Source organism: Nocardia sp. BMG111209, from assembly GCF_000381925.1.
Lineage (GTDB): Bacteria > Actinomycetota > Actinomycetes > Mycobacteriales > Mycobacteriaceae > Nocardia.
On sequence record NZ_KB907310.1, the window covers coordinates 143,461 to 161,989 of the forward strand.

Consider the following 18,529-nt stretch of genomic DNA (forward strand, 5'->3'; position numbering starts at 1 on the left):
TTTCGGGATGGGAATGATTTGATGTGATCAGGATGTCCAACATCAAGCGCGTGTTCAGGATCACGCCGAGCGTGCGATTTCGCGTTCTGGCGATTGCCCTCATACCCAGCTCGTCGCTGCTGATTGTCGGTGGTGGCACGGCCGGATACTTCTTACAGCAGGCCAACTCCATTCAGACCTGGTCGACCGCGATCAACCATACGGCCGGGCCGGCAATGGACTTCGTGGAAGCGGTGCAGAACGAGCGCCGCACCAGCATGCTCATACTCGCGGGCGATCAATCCGTGGCCGGTGATCTACCGGCGGAACGGGCGCGGCTCAATGCGTCCATTCCGACGATGATGGCCGCCGGTAACGATCTGATCAAACTTTTCCACGGGTCCGTCGGCGATGCCGTCGTGCAAATGCAGGCCACGTTCGGCCAGTTGCCGTTGATCCGGCAGCGAGTCGATCTGGGCGCGGCCCAGATCGATGAGGTCTACGGCTACTACAACAAGGTCATCCAAACGGTCATCGTCGCGGGCCGACTGGCCGCGCGCACGGCCAAGGTGCCCGAGGCGGCGAACGAACAGGACACCGAGATCGGTTTGTTCGAAACCGCCGAGGCGATGTCCCGGAGCAGTTCGCTCGCCGCGGCCGGTGCTTTCCACGGCGGTTTCACACCGTCGCAGCAAGAGGAATACAGCAAACTGGTCGGTTTTTATCGATACGAACTCGATAATCGCATCGGCGAATTGACGCCGGGCGAGATGGCGACTTATCAGGCGCTGGTGTCGAGCCCGGCGTGGATGCAGATGGGCGCCATCGAATCCGGCCTCATCCGCCGGTCGGCCGAACTCGACGCGTCCGCGCCGTCCACCGAGTCGGGCGGTCCTTCCTCGGGAGCCGGGGGACCGGGGAGCTCCTCCTCGTCCGGTCCGGGCGGTTCGTCCTCGGGCGCCGCCGGCCCGGGTGGAACCTCGTCCGGCGCGGGTGGTACCTCGTCCGGTCCCGGTGGATCCTCGTCCGGCACCGCCGGTCCCGGTGGATCCGGCACCGCGCGTCCGGGTGGTTCCGCGTCGGGTCCCGGCGCCGCCCCGTCGGGCGCCGCCGGTCCGAATGCCGCCGGTCCGGGCACGTCGCAGCCGGGCGTCACCTCGCCGGGCACGTCGCAGCCCGGCGTGTCCGCCGCCCCCGGCCCCTCCTCGCCGAAGACCTCCTCCCCGCGGACATCGCCCCCCGGAGCCCTGTCGCAGAGCGGTCCGGGCGCCTCGTCCGGCACCGGGCAGACCGGAACCGGCAACTCGTCCAGCGGGACGTCCTCGAACAGCGCCACGGGCGATACCACCACCACCGAAACCGGCGACACCCCGCCGATGCCTCCCGCCGCCGAATGGCAGGACGCCGCCGATCAGGTCGGCTCCACGCTGCGCGGTATGTGGAACTCGCATCTGCGCTACGCCGGTGAGGTCGCCGACAAACAGGGCAGCACGCTGTCCCGGCAGTCCGTCGAGGGCGGTGCGGCCGCCCTGGCGCTGTCGCTGGTCGCCTTCGTCGCTGCGGCGTACCTGTCGCAGCGCCTGATCGGCCGTCTGCGCCGGCTGCGGGCGGAAACGCTGCAGGTCAGCGAGACCCGGTTGCCGCGGATCATGGATCAGCTCGGCCGTTCCGAATCCGTCGACCTGGACAAGGAACTGCCCAAACTCGATTTCGGCCGCGACGAGATCGGCCAGGTCGCCGATGCCTTCAATCGCGCGCAGACGGCCGCCGTCGCCGCCGCGATCAACGAGGCGCACACCCGGCAGGGTGTCCGCGCGGTCTTCGTCAACATCGCGCACCGCAGCCAGGTCACCATGCACCAGCTGCTGGGTCAGCTGGAGCGCGCGGAGCATCGGCACGACGATCCGGACACCCTGAAGATGCTGTTCGAATTCGACAACCTCGCCACCCGCGAGCGGCGCAACGCCGAGAACCTGGTGATCCTGGGCGGCGAACAGCCCGGCCGGCAGTGGCGCAATCCGGTGCCGCTGCACGAGTTGGTGCGCAGCGCGGTCACCGAGACAGAGCACTACCCCCGGGTCCACATCGTGCGGTTGCCCGAGGTGCGCATCATCGGCTCGGCCGTGGCCGACCTCATCCACCTGCTGGCCGAACTGATCGATAACGCCGCGACCTTCTCGCCGCCGCGAACCCGCGTCGAGATCTCCGGTGATCTGGGCGGCTCGGCGGTGATCGTCGCGATCTCCGATCTGGGCGTCGGCCTGACCAGGGGTGAGATGGCGCGGTTCAACGAGGCGCTGACCAACCCGCCGGACTTCAACATCGAGGCGCTGTCCACCGATCCGCGACTGGGCCTGTTCGTGGTCGCGCAGCTGGCGAAGCGGCACGAGGTCGCGGTGCGGCTGACCGAATCCGATTTCGGCGGCATCCGCAGCGTCGTGCGGATCCCCTACAACCTGGTCTCCGACGAGGCGGTCGACGACGAGTCGCTGCCGCCGAGCGAACTCGGTGAGGGCGCCGAGGACAACCTCGGTGAGCTGCGGCGCTGGTCGCATCGGCTGGGCGGGCAGCAGCCCGGACTGCCCGCGGCGGAGGAGCCCGCCGAGCCGGCTCCCGTCCCGCTGGTTCCGGAGCCCGAACCGGTCGGCGCGATGGCGTCCTACGCCGATCAGGCGCCGCCCGAGTCCTGGGGTGAGGAACCGATCGGCGCCGGCGCGGAGGCGCAGGCGTACGACGGTCCGCCGCTGCCCCAGCGCAGACGGCAGACCCAGGTGATCCCGCGGCCGCCGGCCCCCGATGTCCATCCCAGTGTCGGCAGGCAGCGGGACCGGCCGACGGGACAGGGACGGCCCACCGACCTGTGGACCTCGCTACAGGCCGGAACGAAGCTCGGTCGCGCGGGTGTACCCGCCGGGTCTCGGCTCGAGGTGGCGACCGAAGGCGAAGGACAGTGGAATGACTGAGGAATACGGCAAGTTCAATTGGATTCTCGATGATCTGGCGGAACGCCTGAACGGTGTGCGCTACGTCATCATGCTGTCCAACGACGGGCTGATGCTGGGCCACTGCGCCCAGATCGAGCGCGAGGACGCCGAACGCTTCAGCGCGATGGCATCCGCGTTGCAGAGCCTGGGAACCAGTGCGGGACGCCTGTTCTCGGCGGGCAATCTGCAACAGGTCATGGTCGAGCTGGACGAGGCGATGCTGTTCGTGACCTCCGCGGGCGCGAACGCTTCCATCGCCGTCCTGGGTGAGGCAACCGCGGATTGGGGTCTGGTGGCACATGAGATGAATCTGACGGTCCAGCGCATGGGGACGTGGCTTTCCTCCAAACCACGCCACAGCAACGTGACCAGATGATCGGGCGCCATGGTTCGCGAACGGGACTCCTGGTACGACGACGCAGCCGGTCCGCTGGTCCGGCTGTACGGGTTCACTCGCGGGCGCACCCACGATTCCGCACCCGAACTGAGCATGATCACGATCGTGGTCGCGGTGGAGGGCACCGAGGACACCCGCCTGCGCCAAATGGAACACGAGTATCAGCGAATCTTCTCGATCACGCGAAAGCCACGGGCGATCGCGGAGATATCTGCCAGACTCGGATTGCCCCTGCGGGTGAGCAGAATTCTGGTCGGTGATCTCATCGCGGACGGTTATCTGACCATCAGCTCGGACCAGGCGAGGCATGCCGCCGAAAACAACAACCGCGAGACCGCCGATTTGATAAGGGCGATACGTGATGGCCTTCTCAGACTCTGACACCATGGCACCGCCGAAGATCACGTCGGCGAAAATCCTCATCGCAGGGGGATTCGGCGTGGGCAAGACGACCATGGTCGGTTCGGTCAGCGAGATCGCGCCGATGTCCACCGAGGAACTGATCAGCGACAAGAGCGAGGGCGTCGACGATCTGTCCGGTGTGGAGTCGAAGGGGACCACCACGGTCGCACTGGATTTCGGTCGCATCACGGTGAACCCGAATCTGATCCTCTATTTGTTCGGCACGCCCGGACAGGAACGGTTCTGGTTCTTCTGGGACGAACTCGCGACCGGAGCCCTCGGCGCGGTCGTCCTCGTCGATGTGCGGCGGCTCGACCAGTCGTTCGCCGCGATCGATTTCTTCGAACAGCGGAACCTGCCGTTCGTGGTGGGGGTCAACTACTTCGACGGCGCGCACCGCTATCGCATCGCCGATCTGCGCGCCGCGCTCGATCTCGACGAAGCGGTACCCCTGCGGTATTGCGATGCCCGCAGCCGTGATTCCAGCAAACGACTGCTCCTCGGCCTCACCGAGCATCTGCTCGATCGGCTCGAGGGCGCCCCCGACGAATCGAAGGTCTGAAGCACCACCGCGACCGATCCGATTGGATGGATGATCGACGTGAGCGTCACCGTCAGCCTGGCAGATGTGTCCAGTTACCGTCCCGGAGAACCAGTTCCGGCCGAATACTTCACCCGTTTCCACGAGACCGGCGACAGCGGCAACGCCGTCATGTTCAATCCGCCCCGATTCCGGCACCACGTCGCGGTGGGCGAGTCCCCGGCCGATATGGCCGAGCAGGCCATCGCGCCGATGCTGGCCCGGCACGGCGCGGAACTGCTGGACGAGGTCGACATCCTGATCGTGCACACCCAGCTGCCGGAGACCTGGTTCGTCGGTAACGGCGGCGAGGTCGCCGCCCGGCTCGGCATCGTGCCGGAATGGCTGATCGACCTGCACAACGGTGGTTGCGCCAGTTTCGTCTACGCGGTGAAACTGGCCCGCGAGATCATGCAGAGCACCCCGGCGAAATCGGCCCTGATCGTGAACATCGCGAATACCGCGGGGCAGTTGTTCGACCAGGATCAGGTGCGGCCGCTGGCCCAGGCGGCCGTTCCCGGCGACGGCGCGGGCGTCGCCTGGCTGACCAGGTCCGATCATTCCCCGATCCTGGATATCGAGGCCCGGCATCTGCCGCAGTACGCGGGGGAGATGACGCTGGTCTCCGATCCGCCGCGCCGGCATTGGCAGTCCGGCCCGGGACAGATGCACATCGGATTCACCGAGGCGGGTATCGCCAAGGTGCTGAACCGCGGCAACGAGATCGTTCCCGAGGTGGCGCGCGCGGTCTGCGGCCGGCTCGAGGTGCCCCCCGGCGACGTGGATCTGCTGGTCACCAATCAGCCGAACCGGAAATTCCTGGAGAACTGGCGGGATTCGCTGGGGGTGCCCGCGGAGCGCCATCCGGACACCTTCGAGGAATGCGGCAATCTGTTCGGCGTCGCCATGCCGCTGACCTTCGACCATGCGGTCACCTCCGGGCAGGTGCCGGACGGATCCCTGGTCCTGTTCGCGGGTTTCGCGCATGCCGGAGATTTCGCCGCCGCGGCGGCGGTGCGATGGAACGGCAGACTATCGCCGCGCGACGGCTCATGCTGATCGCGCACGATTCTGTCCGTTTTCGGCTCGAACTCAACGAGAACCCTTACGGCCCACTGCCTTCCGTGCACCGGGCACTGACCGAGGCGCTCGCCTCGGCGAATCGCTATCCGGAATTCCTGCCGCACCGGCTGCCGCAGCTCATCGCGAGCCGAATCGGTTTCCCGCCCGAGCAGATCGTGGTCGGCGCCGGCGCCACCGGCGTGATCCTGCACATCCTGCAGGCGTTCGTCACGTCGATGGGGTACGCGGGGGAGGGCTCCGGTGCGACCGGGGTGGTGCTGGCGGGGCCGACCTTCGACGGCTATCCGCTGCTGACCGAGACGGTCGGCGGGCGGCCGGTGATCGTGCCGTTGCTGCCCGGCGGATCGCAGGATCTGGCGGCGATGGCGGCCTCGGTCGACGACCGGACCGGCGTCGTCGTGGTGTGCAATCCGCACAATCCGACCGGCACCCGCCTCCATCAACACGAGCTGACGGAATTCCTCGATCTGATCGATACCCGGATCGTGGTGATACTCGACGAGGCCTATATCGAATTCGCGCCGTCGGATCAGCGCATCGATACCGCGGCCCTGCTGGCGACCTATCCGAATGTGGTCGTGGTGCGCACCTTCTCGAAGGCCTTCGGGCTGGCGGGCCTGCGGGTGGGATATGCCGTCGCCGCACCACAACTCGCCGCGCGAATCGCACACTGGCAGGTGCCCTACGGAATCAACAATCTCGCCGAGATCGCCGTGCACGCCTGTTATGCGGCGGAGGCGGAATTGAACGAGCGAATCCGTGCCATCACCGGCGAACGTGATCGGCTCTCGGCCGCGCTCCGGCGATTCGGATACGACGTGCCCGACAGTTCGGCGAATCACGTCTTTCTCCCGTTGCGCGATATCGGGCACGCCCGCCGGGTCACGGACGCATTCGATCGCGCGGAGATCCGGGTCAAGAGCTATCCGACGGGTATGCGGATCACCGTGGGAGACACCGCCGCCAACGACGCGGTGATCACCAGCCTGGCGGGCGTCGGGGGCTGAGCCCGCCGTGGTCACGCACCGTCGGTGAGGAACGGTACGAACGGCGGGACCTCGTCGGGATCGCAGTCGACGGCCACGAATCGGGGACCGGAACCGGAATCCGCCAGTGCGGCAGGGAGTTCCGCGATATCGCGCACCGCGTGACACGGCAGCCCCGGAAACATCGCGGCCATCCCCTCGGCGAGCCTGGACTGCTGGAATCGGTTGCGGCCGTCGACATTCCGGCAGTACAGCCGCTCCCGCACCACGCACATGGCATGCGAGTTGTTGTTCAGGACGACGAACGTGATCGGCAGGGCGTGCTCGATCGCGGTGTGTAACTCCATGCCGTGCATGAAGAACGAGCCGTCACCCGCGATGACGTAGGTCGGCCGCCGGGTCGCGAACACCGAGCCGATCGCGGCGCCGAAACTGTAGCCCATCCCGCCCATGCCCAGCGCGAGGCCGAACCGGCCGTCCGCGGGCAGTTCGAGATGGTGCACCGCCGCGGCGCCGGTATTGCCCGCGTCCGCGAAAACCGCACTGCCCGTGGGCAGAAACTCCGAGATCGCCGCCATGACCTCGCGGTAGCGCAGTCCCGGACCGGTCGTGCCGGGCGTCCGCAACCGGCCCGGGTCGATGGGATGCTCAGCGGAAGCGACTGTGCCACCGGCACTTTCCCGTACGGCGGCGGTGAGCAGCGGCAGCGCGGCGGCCAGATCCGCGGCGGTGGCGTGCACGGCGGGCCGATACGGCGGCAGCGCGCCGATACCGGCCAGCGGAATATCGCCGAGCGGTATCTGCGCGGTCGCCGGCAGTCGCGTGCCGACCAGTAGGCACAGCGCCGCCGAGCCGGCCGCCCGCACCAGTTCCGGATGCCCCATCGTGCCCGCGACCCCGGCGAATCCGGGATCGCGCGGGCCGTGGACGTCCTTCGCGTCGGGTGTCACCCCGACCACGGCGTCCAGCGCCACCACCAGATCGCGCAATGCGCCACGGGCATCGTCGCGGGCCACCTGATCACCGGCGATCACCAGGATCTTGCCGGTCGACCGCGCCGCGACCAGCGCCGCGGCCACCGCGGCGATCCCGGGCGAATCCACCGCGGGCGGCGCCGGAACCGAGCGCGTCGGCCGCGCCGCGAGCGGCGTGCGCTGCACATCCTTCGGCAGCAACAGCACCGCCGGCCCGCCGCCGCGCGCGGCCTCGACCGCGGCGGTGAACTGTTCCGGCAGATCCTCCGCGCGCCGCACCCGCGCGCAGTACCGCGACACCGTGCCGAACAGCCGCGCCGCATCGATACTGCCGGCCCGGCCGCTGGTGTCCTGGAACGCGCCGAGTCCCTCCTGGCTGCGTGGCGGCTGCCCCACCAGGGCCAGCACCGGTACCTGCGAGGTGAACGATTCCGCCAGTCCGGCAACGAGATTCATCGCGCCGCCGCCGGAGGTCGCGACCACCACGCCGAGGCCGCCGGTGGCGCGAGCGTACCCGTCGGCCATCGTCGCGGCGGCGAATTCGTGTTTGGCCACCACACCCAGCACCCCGGCTCCGCCGTCGGCGACCGGCCGGGCCGCCGCATCGTAGACGTCCTCGATATTCGCGCCGTCCACCCCGAAGAAGTGCCGGACCCCCGCTTCGGCACAGGCCTGCACCAGGTACTCGGCCACCCGCCAGTCTTCCATACCCGTATCCGACCATCTCCGGGTCGACGATTCAAGTACCGGAGGCATCGAAAGTCGAAACGCGCCCGATGTTTTCGCGAGCGGCCGGTGAAGTTCCGGTATACCGCAAAGAAATACGGCGGTGCCGATCGAAATCGTCACCGCCGCAGTGATTTACCCGGGTTTCCGGTAGGGGCCTCCCGGTCCGTCTCGCCCTGCCGGAACCCGAAGCGCGATCAGTCCCGGAGCAGATGCGGGCCGACCGGCAGGTCGTTGTGGTGCCGGTGTTCGAGAATGGCCTTGAGGTTGTTCAACTCCATGGTGTGACCCGCGCCGAATATGCCCCACATGTCGCCCACCCACTGCGGGCGGTTGGCCGGAGCCGTTTCGGGATAAGGGTTCTCGTTGTAGTAGGGATGCCGGCAGTTGGTCCACGTGATCACCGAGCCGGGCCGCTTGAGGACCAGCTCGGCCGGGACCACGCGCATCAGGTAGACCATCCAGAGATCGTTGCCCTGGTCCCAGGCGCAGTGGTAGTCGACGGTCAGCGCCTCGGCGTTGGCGACGACCTTCATGAAGATCTTGGTATCGATGCCGAGCGTGTCGAGCCCCCGATAGACGCCGGGCAGCTCGGTCGGCTCGAAATCCCGAGTGCTGTAAGTCCATTCGGAGAGACTGTGGATATTCGAGAGGTACTCGAACGCGGCCTGCGGCGGGCAATCGACGTAACCCTGCACGGTGCAGTACTCGCCGTACACATCGTCGTACGAATAGGCGGGTTTGGTGAGCTCCGCCGCGCGCACCATCACCTCGCCGACATCGACCTGTTCTCCTCGCACCAAACCGGGAATGTCGGCGAGCTGTTTTTCATCGATCCGCATGAAATCCCAGCCTACGCGGACGCCGAGAAGTGCGGAACCCCAATGATTCTCGCCGTTACGGCATACCTACGCCGGCGCCCGGCCGGACCCGCACCGGGCGCCGCGTCACCGGCGTGCACGAATCGCTCAGTTCCTGCCGTCGCTGTCGCCGCCGTCGCCGGTCGGGAATTCGTTCCAGTTCTCGTTGTTCGACTGGCCGTTGGGGCCGGGGCCGAGGAGCCGAGTCATGGGGTCACCTCCTTTCGTGCTCGATGTGCCATTCGTCGGTGCGGGGGTCGTGGATGGGCCGTTGTCACCACCCGGCAACGCGGTATTGTCCGCGCGCGGACGAGGGAGGACGCTGAAGGTACCGGCGGCGCGGCCGGGCGCTGCCCCGAGCCACAAGGGGTGTGACGTGTTCGCACGTGCTACGACCATCGAGGCGCAACTGTCGGCGATCGACGCCGGTATCGCCTATGTGCGGGACGAGGTACTGCCCGTGGTGACCGAAATTCCCGGGTGTATCGGGCTGTCACTGCTGGTGGACCGCCAGTCGGGGCGGTGCATCGCGACCACCGCGTGGGAATCCGAGCGGGCCATGCGCGAGAGCGAGGGGGAGGTCGGCGTGATCCGCGACCGGGCCTCCTACGAGGTGTTCCGGGGCCGCGCGCGGATCGAGGAGTGGGAGATCGCGGTGATGCACCGGGACCACCGTTCCCGGCCGGGGGCCTGGGTGCGGGTGGCGTGGGGCCGGGTCGATCCGGCGCGGATGGACGCCACCGTCGCCAACTACAGCCACCGGGCGATTCCGGCGATCCAGCAACTGGAGGGGTTCTGCAGCGCGAGTCTGCTGGTCGACCGGGCCGCGGGCCGCGGGGTGTCGACGGAGACGTTCGACAGCTCCCTTGCGATGGAACGCACCCGTCAGGTGTCCGACGCCATGCGCGACGACAACACCATGGAGACCGGGGTCGAGGTCCTGGATATCGGTGAATTCGAGTTGGCGCTGGCGCACCTGCGGGTTCCGGAGCTGATCTGAGCCCGGCGGCCGCCGCCCGGAGCCGTTCCGGGCGGCCGGCCGGATTCAGAGCGGATGCCGGTCGAGTTCGGTGTTGGCCAGCCGGGCGGCCTCGGCGGCCTCGTCGTGGGACAGTCGCCGGTCGGCGGCGGGGGTTGCCTCGCGTTCGCGGTCGATCTTGCCCTGCATCGGCTCCAGGAACGGGGGCGGTGGCTCGGTCCCGGAGATCCTGCGGGATTCGGCTCGATCGGATTCATGGTCGTGACGGTGCTGACGTCGGGCTGCGGCTGCCTCGGTCTCCTGCTTGCGGCGCGCATCCTGCGACAAGTTCTGCTGCTTGCGCATGATCACCTCCGGTTACGTACGGATCTCTTCAGTATGCGCCTCGTCAGCTGATCGTTTGCCGGGCCGCCGGTGCGGTCACCGCGTGCAGGGCGGCGCGGGCGGCGGCGACGGCGGGGTGGGAGCCGGTGCCGGAGCGGTAGGCGAGGCGGGTGCGGCGGCGGATCGGCAGCGGGGTGAGGGTCACCGGGGCGGGGACCGTGGTGGCGCCCAGTTCGGGGACGAAGGCGACGCCCTGTCCGGCGGCCACCAGCGCCAGGACGGTGCCGAAGTCGTCGGTGTGATGGCGGATGCGGGGGGTGAAGCCGGCGGCCTCGCAGGCGCGGATCGTGACGAGGTGGCAGAGGGTGCCGGGCGTCCCCGCGATCCAGGGCGAGTCGCGATGCGCGGCGACCTCGGTGGCCGTCGGGGCGGCCAGGTAGACCACCTCCTCGAGCAGCGGATCCGAGTCCAGACCGGTCTCGGGACCGCGCGGGACGTAGTCGTACTCCTGGACCAGGGCGAGATCCAGGGTCTCGGCGCGCAGCGCGGCGGGGGTGTCGGCCGGATCCACCTCCGTGACCAGCAGTTCCAGCCGCGGATGGTCCCGGCTCAGCGCCACCAGCGCGGGCGCGACGATGGTGTGCGCCGCGGTGGCGAAGGCGCCGATGCGCAGCGTCCCCGCGAGTTCGCCACGGCCGCTGGACAATTCGGCCTCGGCCTGTTCCAGCACCGCGAGCACCGTCTCGGTGTGTTCCACCAGGCGCAGCGCCGCGGGGGTGAGGGCGACGCTGCGGCCGGTGCGTTCCAGCAGCGGCACGCCGGCCTCCCGTTCCAGCGCGGTGAGCTGCTGGGAGACCGCGGACGGGGTGTAGGTGAGGGCCTCGGCCACCGCGGCGATGGTGCCGCGGTGGGCCAGTTCGCGGAGCAGGCGTAACCGCCGCACATCGAGCATCAGAACATCTTATGCTCGAATGCAGAAAGCCGTAATTGACCTACCGATTCCGGGGTCGCAGGCTGGGTCCATGAGTTTCACGGGTTTGTATGTTCCGCTGATCACGCCGTTCACGGCCGCGGACGAGGTCGACAGCGCGGCGCTGGCCCGGCTGGCACACGAGGCGCTCGACGCCGGGGCGGCCGGCCTGGTCGCGCTCGGCACCACCGGCGAACCCGTGACGCTGACCGCCGCGGAACGGCAACGGGTACTCGACGTCTGCGCCGATATCTGCCGGGAGCGCGGGGTGCCGCTGATCGTCGGCGCGGGGTCGAACGGCACCGCCGATTCGGCCCGCGATCTGGCCGCCGTGGATCCGCGCGCGGCCGCGGTGCTCAGCGTGGTGCCGTACTACCTGCGGCCGTCGGAGGAGGGGGTGGTCGCGCACTTCCGGCAGCTGGCCGCCGCGAGCCCCGTCCCGCTGGTGGTGTACCACATCCCGTATCGCACCGGCCGCGCACTGAGCGCCGAAACCCTGTGCCGGATAGCCGAATTGCCGAACGTCGCCGGATTCAAACTGGCCGCCGGCGGCATCGACGAGACCGTGATCGCCTTCCTGAGCCGGGCCACCGGCACCGACATCCTGGCCGGCGACGATCTGTACACCGCGCCGCTGCTGGCCCTGGGCGCCGCCGGCGCGATCCTGGCCTGCGCCAACGTCGCCCCGGCCGAGTACGCCGAACTCGTCGCCGCCTGGCGCGCCGGTGAACTCGAGCGGGGCCGCGTCCTCGGCAACCGGCTGGTCCCGCTGGCACAGGCGCTGTTCGCCGAACCGAATCCCGTGGTGCTCAAGGCAGTACTGGCCGCGCAGGGCCGGATCGCGACCCCCGCGGTCCGGTTGCCGCTGCTACCGGCCACCGAAACCGCCACCGCCGCAGCACTTTCCGCTCTCACGCAGCTCGGCCCGGCCGTTCCGGTTCGGAGCGTGCCGAGTGCGGAGCCCAGCGGTTCCACAGCGCGGCAGACCGTTCCGATCCAATAGGTGTGCCGTCCGCGCACCTGCCCGATCCGGACCGGCAGACAGCTCGCCGTCCGGCCCATCCGGACCCGTGCAGACGGGCCCATCCGGCCCGGTGCGAACAGCTCGCCGTCCGGCCCCGTGCGAACGGCTCGCCGCTCGGCCCGTGCGAACGGCCCCGTGCGAACAGCTCGCCGCGCGGCCCGGTGCGACCAGCTCGCCGCGCGGCCCCGTGCGAACAGCTCGCCGCCCGGCCCCGCGCGAACGGCCCGCCGTCCGGATGCGACGGTTGCCGGTCGAGTGGAGGCGCGTGCTCGAACCTCGAGCCGTGCACCGGAACCCGCTGTGCGACAACGGTTACCGGTCGGCCTTCAGCGCCGTGAACGCCGCCGCCCAGTCCGGCATCGCCGGACCGTCGTACAGCTCGAAGGTGGTGCCGTGCGCCTCGGGCCGCAGCAGCGCCTCGACACTCGCTCGCGCGACCGTGTCGCGGCTCACCCGGCCGTCGCCGCGATCGCCCTGTTCCAGCCGGGCGCCGGTACCGGGGGAGTCGGTGAGCCAGCCCGGCCGCACGACGGCATAGGGCGTACCGCTGTCCCGCAGCGCCTGTTCACCGGCGGCCCGCGCCTCGATGATGTCCGCCAGATCGGGATGTTCGGCGGCGCGGGTGATGTAGATCTGGGAGACGAGCACCACCGGAACCCGCTGTGCCGCAGCAAGTTCGGCGAGCCGGGCGATGCCGTGATGCATGACCGCGACGGCCCCGGCCGAATCGGTGGGCGGCTCGACCGAGGCGATCACGCCATCGATGTCGCGCAGCAGATCCGGGGCGAGGTCGCGGGCCAGATCGACCGTCACCGTGCGGGGCCCGCGGGGACGGCGGCTGCCGACCAGCACGTCGTGGCCGTCCGCGGTCAGCAACTCCACCGCCCGCCGACCGGTGCGACCGGTCCCACCGACAACCAGGATGGACACGAGAACTCCTTCACCTCGGAACAGCGCACATTATCGATCGTGGCCGGGCATTCACCAGGGCAGGGGACGGCCGTCGCGGAAGAAGCCACCGGTGGGCCCCGAATCGGGCAGCGTGGCCGCCCACACCACCCCCGCCGCACCCTCGGCGACCGGCCGCCCGCCGGGTCCACCCATCTCCGTGGCGACCCAGCCGGGGCATACCGAGTTCACCAGGATCCGATCGCCGCGCAGTTCCCCGGCGAGCATCCGGGTCAGCGCGTTCAGGCCGACCTTGGACGCGGTGTAGGCGGGGGTGCCGCCACCCATCTCGGTCAGCGAGGCCGCCTCGCTGGACACGTTGACGATCCGTGGATGCGCGCTGCGCCGCAGCAGCGGCAGGAATGCCTGCACCATCCGCCACGGGCCGTAGAGATTCGTCTCGGCGGCCTCCCGCACCACCGCGAGATCCGCGGTCGCGGCCCGCTGCCAGGTGTCGTAATCGATCGCGGCGTTGTTGATCAGTACGTCCAGCCGGCCGTGGGTGTCGGCCACGGTCGCGGCGGCCGCGGCGATCCCGTCCGGATCCGTGACATCGAGTCGCAGGGGCACCGCACCCACCTGCTCGGCGGCGGCCGTGGCGGCCTCGGTCGAGCGGGCGGTCAGCAGCACGGTGTGCCCGTGCCGCACCAGCTGCGCACACACCTCCAGGCCGATCCCGCGATTGCCGCCGGTGACCAACGCGATGCTCTCGTTCATGCCTCGATCCTCGCCGCCGGACCGGATGCCGTCCAAGATCTTTCGTGATAACCAGGAGTTATGGATGCGCATCTGCGCGATCTGCGGTACTTCGCGACGGTCGCCGACGAGCTCAGCTTCACCCGGGCGGCGGAGCGACTGTACGTGTCGCAGCCCGCGCTGAGCAAACAGATCCGGCGGCTGGAGACCGATCTGCGGGTGCCGCTGTTCGAGCGGGACGGCCGCGGCGTCCGGCTGACCGCCGCCGGTGCGGCATTACTCCCCGCGGCGCGAAATCTGTTGCGCGACTGGGCAGAAGCGCAACGCGTGGTCAGCGATGCGGCGGCCGCGGCCGCCTCGGTGCTGACCGTCGGCGTCTCGACCAGTGTCGGCCGCGGCTTGTTCCAGCGTGCCCGGGACCTGTTCGCCGAGCGCCGGCCCGGCTGGCGGCTGGCGATCCGGCAGATCGACTGGGACGACCCCAGCGCCGGGCTCGCCGGTGGCGACACCGATGTGTCCCTGGTGTGGTTGCCGATCCCGGACCGGCGCCGCTACGGCGTGCGGGTCGTGGCCACGGAGCCGCGCTGGGTCGCCTTCCGCGACGACCATCGGCTGGCCGGACGCGATCGGGTGGATTTCGCCGAATTGCTCGGGGAGCCGTTGCTGGCCCTGCCCGAGGATTCCGGTCCGCTGCGCGAGTACTGGCTCGGCGAGCCGGATCGGGCGGGTGCGCCGGTGCGGATCGGCGCGGTGGTCGCCAATGCCGACGAGACATTCGCCGCGATCGAGGACGGTAGCGGGATCGTCCTGCTCGCGGAGGGTAACGCCGCCATCTACCACCGTCCCGGCATCCGGGCGGTCCCGGTGGACGGCTTGTCACCGGCCGAGCTGGCCGTCATCTGGAATCGCGCTGATCATCGGCCCGCGGTCCGGGATTTCGTCGACGCCGTCACGCCGCCGTAGCGCTCGGGAGGGCTGCCGAAGCGAGTTGTGTTGCGGGATCACCGCGACCGGTCAGCGGCCGACGATCGCGGTCAATGATCGGGGTCCGAGTCGCCGTCGCGGCGGGGGCGCGAGATGCGCCAGAGAAAATCGGGGTCGTCGTCCGGGCCGATGATCCGGTTGCGCCGCGAAGGGGCCCGGCCGGCATTGATGCGGCGCGCGCGTTCCGGTCCGAATGCTTTCCAGCACAGCACCGCGACTGCTACGACCGCGATGAGTGCCAACAGGTACGTCACGTCACTCACCTCCTTGCATCGAGGGTAATGCGTGTGCGTACCCGTGGCACCGCCAACATCGAAATAAGGGCTATGACCTGGTCGCTTCGGTGGTCAGCGACTTCAACAGCTGCATTACCTCGGACTCCCGGAAACGGCGGTGGCCGCCCGGCGTGCGCAGCGAGCCCAGCCTTCCGGCGTGTGCCCAACGGGTGACGGTCTTCGGATCGACATGGAACAGCGCCGCCACCTGGCCCGGGGTCAAGAGGGCCTCCTGGCCGGAGACGGAGACGGAACCCAAAGTGCGGCTCGCCGCGGTGATCGCAGTCATTCGCAAACCTTTCCGTAATCGACAGTCCCTCATCAGATAGCGACATCGTTGCACCGATACCCCCAGGTGTTCGAACGATCTAACGTTGGTAAAGGGGGAGTAATAGACAAATCGGATATACGTACGGCTATTACTGTGCAACGTTCTCCGGCCCAGCTAAATTCCAGCGAACAGGCCGTCGCGGGGCACCGGGCCGGGCGGTCCCGGCGCGGGCCGTCGCCTAGGCTGGTCACGTGAGTGATGCATCCCGACCCGAGGACGCCGCTGCCGACCGGGCCACGGCGTCGGCGGGCCGGCGGCTGGCGCGCAACCTGGCGCTGTACACGGTGGCCCGGTTGCTGCTGGTGGCCGCGATAGCCGCCCTCATCGAGGGTGTCGGTCGTTTGCTGAAGGTGGACGTCCCGCTGATCGTGGCCCTGCTGTTCGCGGTCCTCGTCGCGCTGCCGGTCTCGATGGTGGCCTTCAAGCGCCTGCGGACCAACGTCAACGAGAGCATCACGGCGGTCGACGAGAAGCGCCGCACCGACAAGGCCCAGCTGCGCGCACGCCTGCGCGGCGAGGAGCACGGGTGAAGTACTGCGATCGCAGTACTCCCCGCGACTGGGTCGACAACGCGGTACGCCTGATCGAGGCCGACGGTCAGCGCAGCGCCGACACCCATCTGCTGCGGTATCCGCTGCCGCCGCAGTGGGGTGTGCAGCTGTACCTGAAGGACGAATCCACCCACCCCACCGGGAGTCTCAAGCATCGGCTGGCGAGATCGCTGTTCCTGTACGCGATCTGCAACGGCTGGGTGACCGAGGGGACCACCGTCGTGGAGGCCTCGTCCGGCTCGACCGCGATCAGCGAGGCGTACTTCGCGAAGTTGCTGGGCCTGGACTTCGTGGCGGTGGTGCCGGAGCGGACCTCCGCGGCGAAGATCGCGCTCATCGAGGCGCAGGGCGGCCGGTGCCACTTCGTGCGGCGCCCGCCCGAGATGTACACCGAGGCGGCGCGGCTGGCGGCCGAATGCGGCGGCCACTACATGGACCAGTTCACCCACGCCGAGCGCGCCACCGATTGGCGCGGCAACAACAACATCGCCGAATCCATCTTCGAGCAGTTGTCGCTGGAGGATCACCCGGTCCCGGACTGGATCGTCGTCGGCGCGGGCACCGGCGGCACCAGCGCCACCATCGGCCGCTACATCCGGTATCGCCGGCACGCCACCCGCCTGGCGGTGGTGGATCCGGAGCATTCCGCCTTCTACGGCGGCTACGAGACCGGTGATCCCGGCTACGAGACCGGGATGCCGTCGCGGATCGAGGGCATCGGCCGCCCGCGGGTGGAGCCGTCGTTCATCGGTCAGGTGGTGGATCGGATGATCGAGGTACCCGATGCCGCCTCGATCGCCGCGGCCCGGCACGCCGGCGCGGTGCTGGGCCGGCGGGTGGGCGGTTCCACCGGCACCAATCTCTGGGGCGCGTTCGCTCTGATCGCCGAGATGCTCGCGCGATCCCGGACCGGCAGCGTCGTCACCCTGCTCTGCGACGGCGGGGATCGTTACGCCGGAACGTATTTCGACGACGCCTGGACCGCCGCGCAGGGGCTGGAGCTGACCGCGCCGACGGCCGTGCTCACCGAATTCACCCGTACCGGGACCTGGCTGGGCTGAGTGCCGGCCGGTCGTCCCGGATCTTCCGCGGTCGTCCGTGTCAATTTTTGTTGACGTCGGCCGAGTGTCAACGTAAATTGACGTTCATGAGCGAAGCAACCACGCTGGCGACCGCAGCCGGCAGCCCGGACCCCCAGGTCGGGCTGCGTGCGGTGCTGGCACTACGGCGGTTGCTCGAGCGACTGGAGGCGATCCAGGTGGGCAATGCCCGGCAGCAGGGCTGGTCCTGGCAGGCGATCGCCGACGCACTCGAGGTCAGCCGGCAAGCGGTCCATCAGAAGTACAACCGGAGAGGCGGGATCCGCTGATGTTCGAACGATTCGCGGAGACGACCCGGGCATCGGTCATGACGGCCGCCGAGGAGGCGCGGGACCTGCGGTCGCCGTCGCTGGATGTCGAGCATCTGCTGCTCGGCGTCGTGCGGCATGCCGACGACGACCTGCGGGAACTGCTGACCGAACGCGGTCTCGAGGCCGAGGAGATCAGGAAGGTCCTGTACCGCCGGAGTTCGGGTAATCCGCTGGGCGAGGAGGACGCGGCCGCACTGCGTTCCATCGGGATCGATCTCGACGTGGTGCGGGAGAGTCTGACGGCCACCTTCGGCGAGGACGCCCTCGATCGGGTCCCCGCCGGCCGGGAGCCGGAGGGCCGCTGGGCGCGCCTGGCCGGTCGGCCGGGATTTCGCACGCCGGTCGCCAAGGATGCGAAAAAGGCCCTGGAGTTGTCGATCCGGGAAACGTTACTACGCCACAGCAACCGTATCGAAGCCGGACATCTCCTGCTCGGCGTACTCCGAGCAGCCAATCCAGCAACAATAGAGCTACTCGGAGGAACGGCTGAAAGCCGCCAATTACGACAAGCTGTAGAAGATTTGCTGGACCGGACGGTTTGATGTCATGGTCGTCCCGTATGCGCCGCGGAATGTGAAATTCGCACCCGTTCCGCGGTCGCATTCCGCCGTAGCATGGCGCCATGGTTCACGTGATCCGCTTGATCATCACCGCTGTCGCGATCTGGCTCGCCGCCCACTGGGTGCACAACATCGAACTCATCAGCCCGGAGAAGAACGGCACCACCGGCAAGATCCTGGTCGTCATCGCCGTGGCGGTGGTGTTCACACTGGTGAACGCGCTGGTCCGGCCGGCGATCAAGCTGCTGTCGCTGCCCCTGGTGGTGCTCACCCTGGGACTGTTCCTGCTGGTGATCAACGCGCTCATGCTCTGGCTGACCGCGAAGATCACCGAGACCACCGACTACGGCCTGCGGGTGCACGGGTTCTGGGCGGCGGTCTTCGGCAGCGTCATCATCAGCCTCGTGAACTGGATTCTGGGCGCCTTCGTCCCAGACCGGGAGCGGAGCTGATCGCACGATACCGCGGAGGCCCGGCACCCAGCGGGTGCCGGGCCTCCGGCGTG

At 68.9% G+C, this 18,529-nt stretch carries 22 protein-coding genes; 14 read left to right on the plus strand and 8 right to left on the minus strand.

Going from position 1 to position 18,529, the window contains the following annotated elements; genetic code table 11:
• The first annotated feature begins 71 nt into the window (after positions 1-71).
• The 6 genes from G361_RS47590 to G361_RS0139010 are packed head-to-tail and all read left to right on the plus strand — an operon-like array spanning position 72 to position 6,432.
• Positions 72-2,942, plus strand: a complete 2,871-nt coding sequence (locus G361_RS47590) for a nitrate- and nitrite sensing domain-containing protein (protein WP_196814754.1) — start codon at positions 72-74, stop codon at positions 2,940-2,942.
• Positions 2,935-3,339, plus strand: a complete 405-nt coding sequence (locus G361_RS0138990) for a roadblock/LC7 domain-containing protein (RefSeq protein ID WP_019932583.1) — start codon at positions 2,935-2,937, stop codon at positions 3,337-3,339. Before G361_RS47590 ends, G361_RS0138990 begins: the two co-directional genes overlap by 8 nt.
• A 9-nt stretch (positions 3,340-3,348) precedes the next feature.
• Positions 3,349-3,741: a DUF742 domain-containing protein gene (locus G361_RS0138995; RefSeq protein WP_019932584.1), complete on the plus strand. Its 393-nt coding sequence runs from the start codon at positions 3,349-3,351 to the stop codon at positions 3,739-3,741.
• Between the two features lie 4 nt (positions 3,742-3,745).
• Positions 3,746-4,324, plus strand: coding sequence for an ATP/GTP-binding protein (locus G361_RS0139000; RefSeq protein ID WP_019932585.1), 579 nt, complete (start codon positions 3,746-3,748; stop codon positions 4,322-4,324).
• 30 nt (positions 4,325-4,354) lie between these two features.
• On the plus strand, positions 4,355-5,401 hold the full coding sequence (locus G361_RS0139005) for a 3-oxoacyl-ACP synthase III family protein (RefSeq protein WP_019932586.1): 1,047 nt from the start codon (positions 4,355-4,357) through the stop codon (positions 5,399-5,401).
• The gene (locus tag G361_RS0139010; RefSeq protein WP_019932587.1) at positions 5,362-6,432 is read left to right on the plus strand and encodes a histidinol-phosphate transaminase; all 1,071 of its coding nucleotides are present in this window, start codon (positions 5,362-5,364) and stop codon (positions 6,430-6,432) included. The genes G361_RS0139005 and G361_RS0139010 overlap by 40 nt, the downstream gene beginning before the upstream one ends.
• Before the next feature lie 11 nt (positions 6,433-6,443).
• Here G361_RS0139010 and G361_RS0139015 read toward each other — a convergent pair whose 3' ends face one another.
• Both G361_RS0139015 and G361_RS0139020 read right to left on the minus strand, forming a co-directional pair.
• On the minus strand, positions 6,444-8,093 hold the full coding sequence (locus G361_RS0139015) for a thiamine pyrophosphate-binding protein (protein WP_019932588.1): 1,650 nt from the start codon (positions 8,091-8,093) through the stop codon (positions 6,444-6,446).
• A gap of 215 nt (positions 8,094-8,308) precedes the next feature.
• Positions 8,309-8,953 carry a hypothetical protein gene (locus tag G361_RS0139020; RefSeq protein ID WP_019932589.1) on the minus strand — a complete coding sequence of 215 codons (645 nt, stop codon included), beginning with the start codon at positions 8,951-8,953 and terminating at the stop codon, positions 8,309-8,311.
• Positions 8,954-9,347: 394 nt separating this feature from the next.
• On the opposite strand from G361_RS0139020, the gene G361_RS0139030 reads away from it, so the two are divergent.
• A complete protein-coding gene (locus G361_RS0139030) occupies positions 9,348-9,971 on the plus strand; it encodes a hypothetical protein (protein WP_019932591.1) in 624 nt (207 codons plus the stop codon).
• Between the two features lie 45 nt (positions 9,972-10,016).
• Here the strand turns inward: G361_RS0139030 and G361_RS0139035 are convergent, their stop codons facing one another.
• Positions 10,017-10,295 (minus strand): hypothetical protein, encoded by a 279-nt coding sequence (locus G361_RS0139035; RefSeq protein ID WP_155982054.1) that lies wholly within the window; start codon positions 10,293-10,295, stop codon positions 10,017-10,019.
• A 43-nt stretch (positions 10,296-10,338) separates the two neighbouring features.
• Positions 10,339-11,226 (minus strand): LysR substrate-binding domain-containing protein, encoded by an 888-nt coding sequence (locus tag G361_RS0139040; RefSeq protein WP_019932593.1) that lies wholly within the window; start codon positions 11,224-11,226, stop codon positions 10,339-10,341.
• A gap of 70 nt (positions 11,227-11,296) precedes the next feature.
• On the opposite strand from G361_RS0139040, the gene dapA reads away from it, so the two are divergent.
• The gene (gene dapA / locus G361_RS46240) at positions 11,297-12,247 is read left to right on the plus strand and encodes a 4-hydroxy-tetrahydrodipicolinate synthase (protein WP_019932594.1); all 951 of its coding nucleotides are present in this window, start codon (positions 11,297-11,299) and stop codon (positions 12,245-12,247) included.
• Between the two features lie 333 nt (positions 12,248-12,580).
• On the opposite strand, the gene G361_RS46245 is transcribed toward dapA, so the two are convergent.
• Both G361_RS46245 and G361_RS0139055 read right to left on the minus strand, forming a co-directional pair.
• Positions 12,581-13,198 (minus strand): SDR family oxidoreductase, encoded by a 618-nt coding sequence (locus G361_RS46245; protein WP_019932595.1) that lies wholly within the window; start codon positions 13,196-13,198, stop codon positions 12,581-12,583.
• Positions 13,199-13,249: 51 nt separating this feature from the next.
• On the minus strand, positions 13,250-13,933 hold the full coding sequence (locus G361_RS0139055; RefSeq protein WP_019932596.1) for an SDR family oxidoreductase: 684 nt from the start codon (positions 13,931-13,933) through the stop codon (positions 13,250-13,252).
• A 60-nt stretch (positions 13,934-13,993) separates the two neighbouring features.
• Between G361_RS0139055 and G361_RS0139060 the strand changes: the two genes are divergently transcribed.
• Positions 13,994-14,875, plus strand: a complete 882-nt coding sequence (locus G361_RS0139060) for a LysR family transcriptional regulator (protein ID WP_019932597.1) — start codon at positions 13,994-13,996, stop codon at positions 14,873-14,875.
• A 71-nt stretch (positions 14,876-14,946) separates the two neighbouring features.
• Here the strand turns inward: G361_RS0139060 and G361_RS0139065 are convergent, their stop codons facing one another.
• Positions 14,947-15,150 (minus strand): hypothetical protein, encoded by a 204-nt coding sequence (locus tag G361_RS0139065; RefSeq protein WP_019932598.1) that lies wholly within the window; start codon positions 15,148-15,150, stop codon positions 14,947-14,949.
• A 70-nt stretch (positions 15,151-15,220) separates the two neighbouring features.
• Positions 15,221-15,460, minus strand: a complete 240-nt coding sequence (locus G361_RS0139070; RefSeq protein WP_019932599.1) for a BldC family transcriptional regulator — start codon at positions 15,458-15,460, stop codon at positions 15,221-15,223.
• Positions 15,461-15,693: 233 nt separating this feature from the next.
• Here G361_RS0139070 and G361_RS0139075 point away from each other — a divergent pair, with 233 nt between their 5' ends.
• From G361_RS0139075 to G361_RS0139095, 5 genes are all read left to right on the plus strand, one after another.
• A complete protein-coding gene (locus G361_RS0139075) occupies positions 15,694-16,032 on the plus strand; it encodes a DUF4229 domain-containing protein (RefSeq protein WP_019932600.1) in 339 nt (112 codons plus the stop codon).
• A complete protein-coding gene (locus G361_RS0139080; protein ID WP_019932601.1) occupies positions 16,029-17,114 on the plus strand; it encodes a PLP-dependent cysteine synthase family protein in 1,086 nt (361 codons plus the stop codon). Before G361_RS0139075 ends, G361_RS0139080 begins: the two co-directional genes overlap by 4 nt.
• Positions 17,115-17,200: 86 nt before the next feature.
• A complete protein-coding gene (locus tag G361_RS0139085; RefSeq protein ID WP_019932602.1) occupies positions 17,201-17,422 on the plus strand; it encodes a DNA-directed RNA polymerase sigma-70 factor in 222 nt (73 codons plus the stop codon).
• Complete coding sequence (locus G361_RS0139090) at positions 17,422-18,006, plus strand: Clp protease N-terminal domain-containing protein (RefSeq protein ID WP_019932603.1); 585 nt, start codon at positions 17,422-17,424, stop codon at positions 18,004-18,006. The genes G361_RS0139085 and G361_RS0139090 overlap by 1 nt, the downstream gene beginning before the upstream one ends.
• Before the next feature lie 80 nt (positions 18,007-18,086).
• A complete protein-coding gene (locus G361_RS0139095) occupies positions 18,087-18,476 on the plus strand; it encodes a phage holin family protein (RefSeq protein WP_019932604.1) in 390 nt (129 codons plus the stop codon).
• The last annotated feature ends 53 nt before the right edge of the window (positions 18,477-18,529 follow it).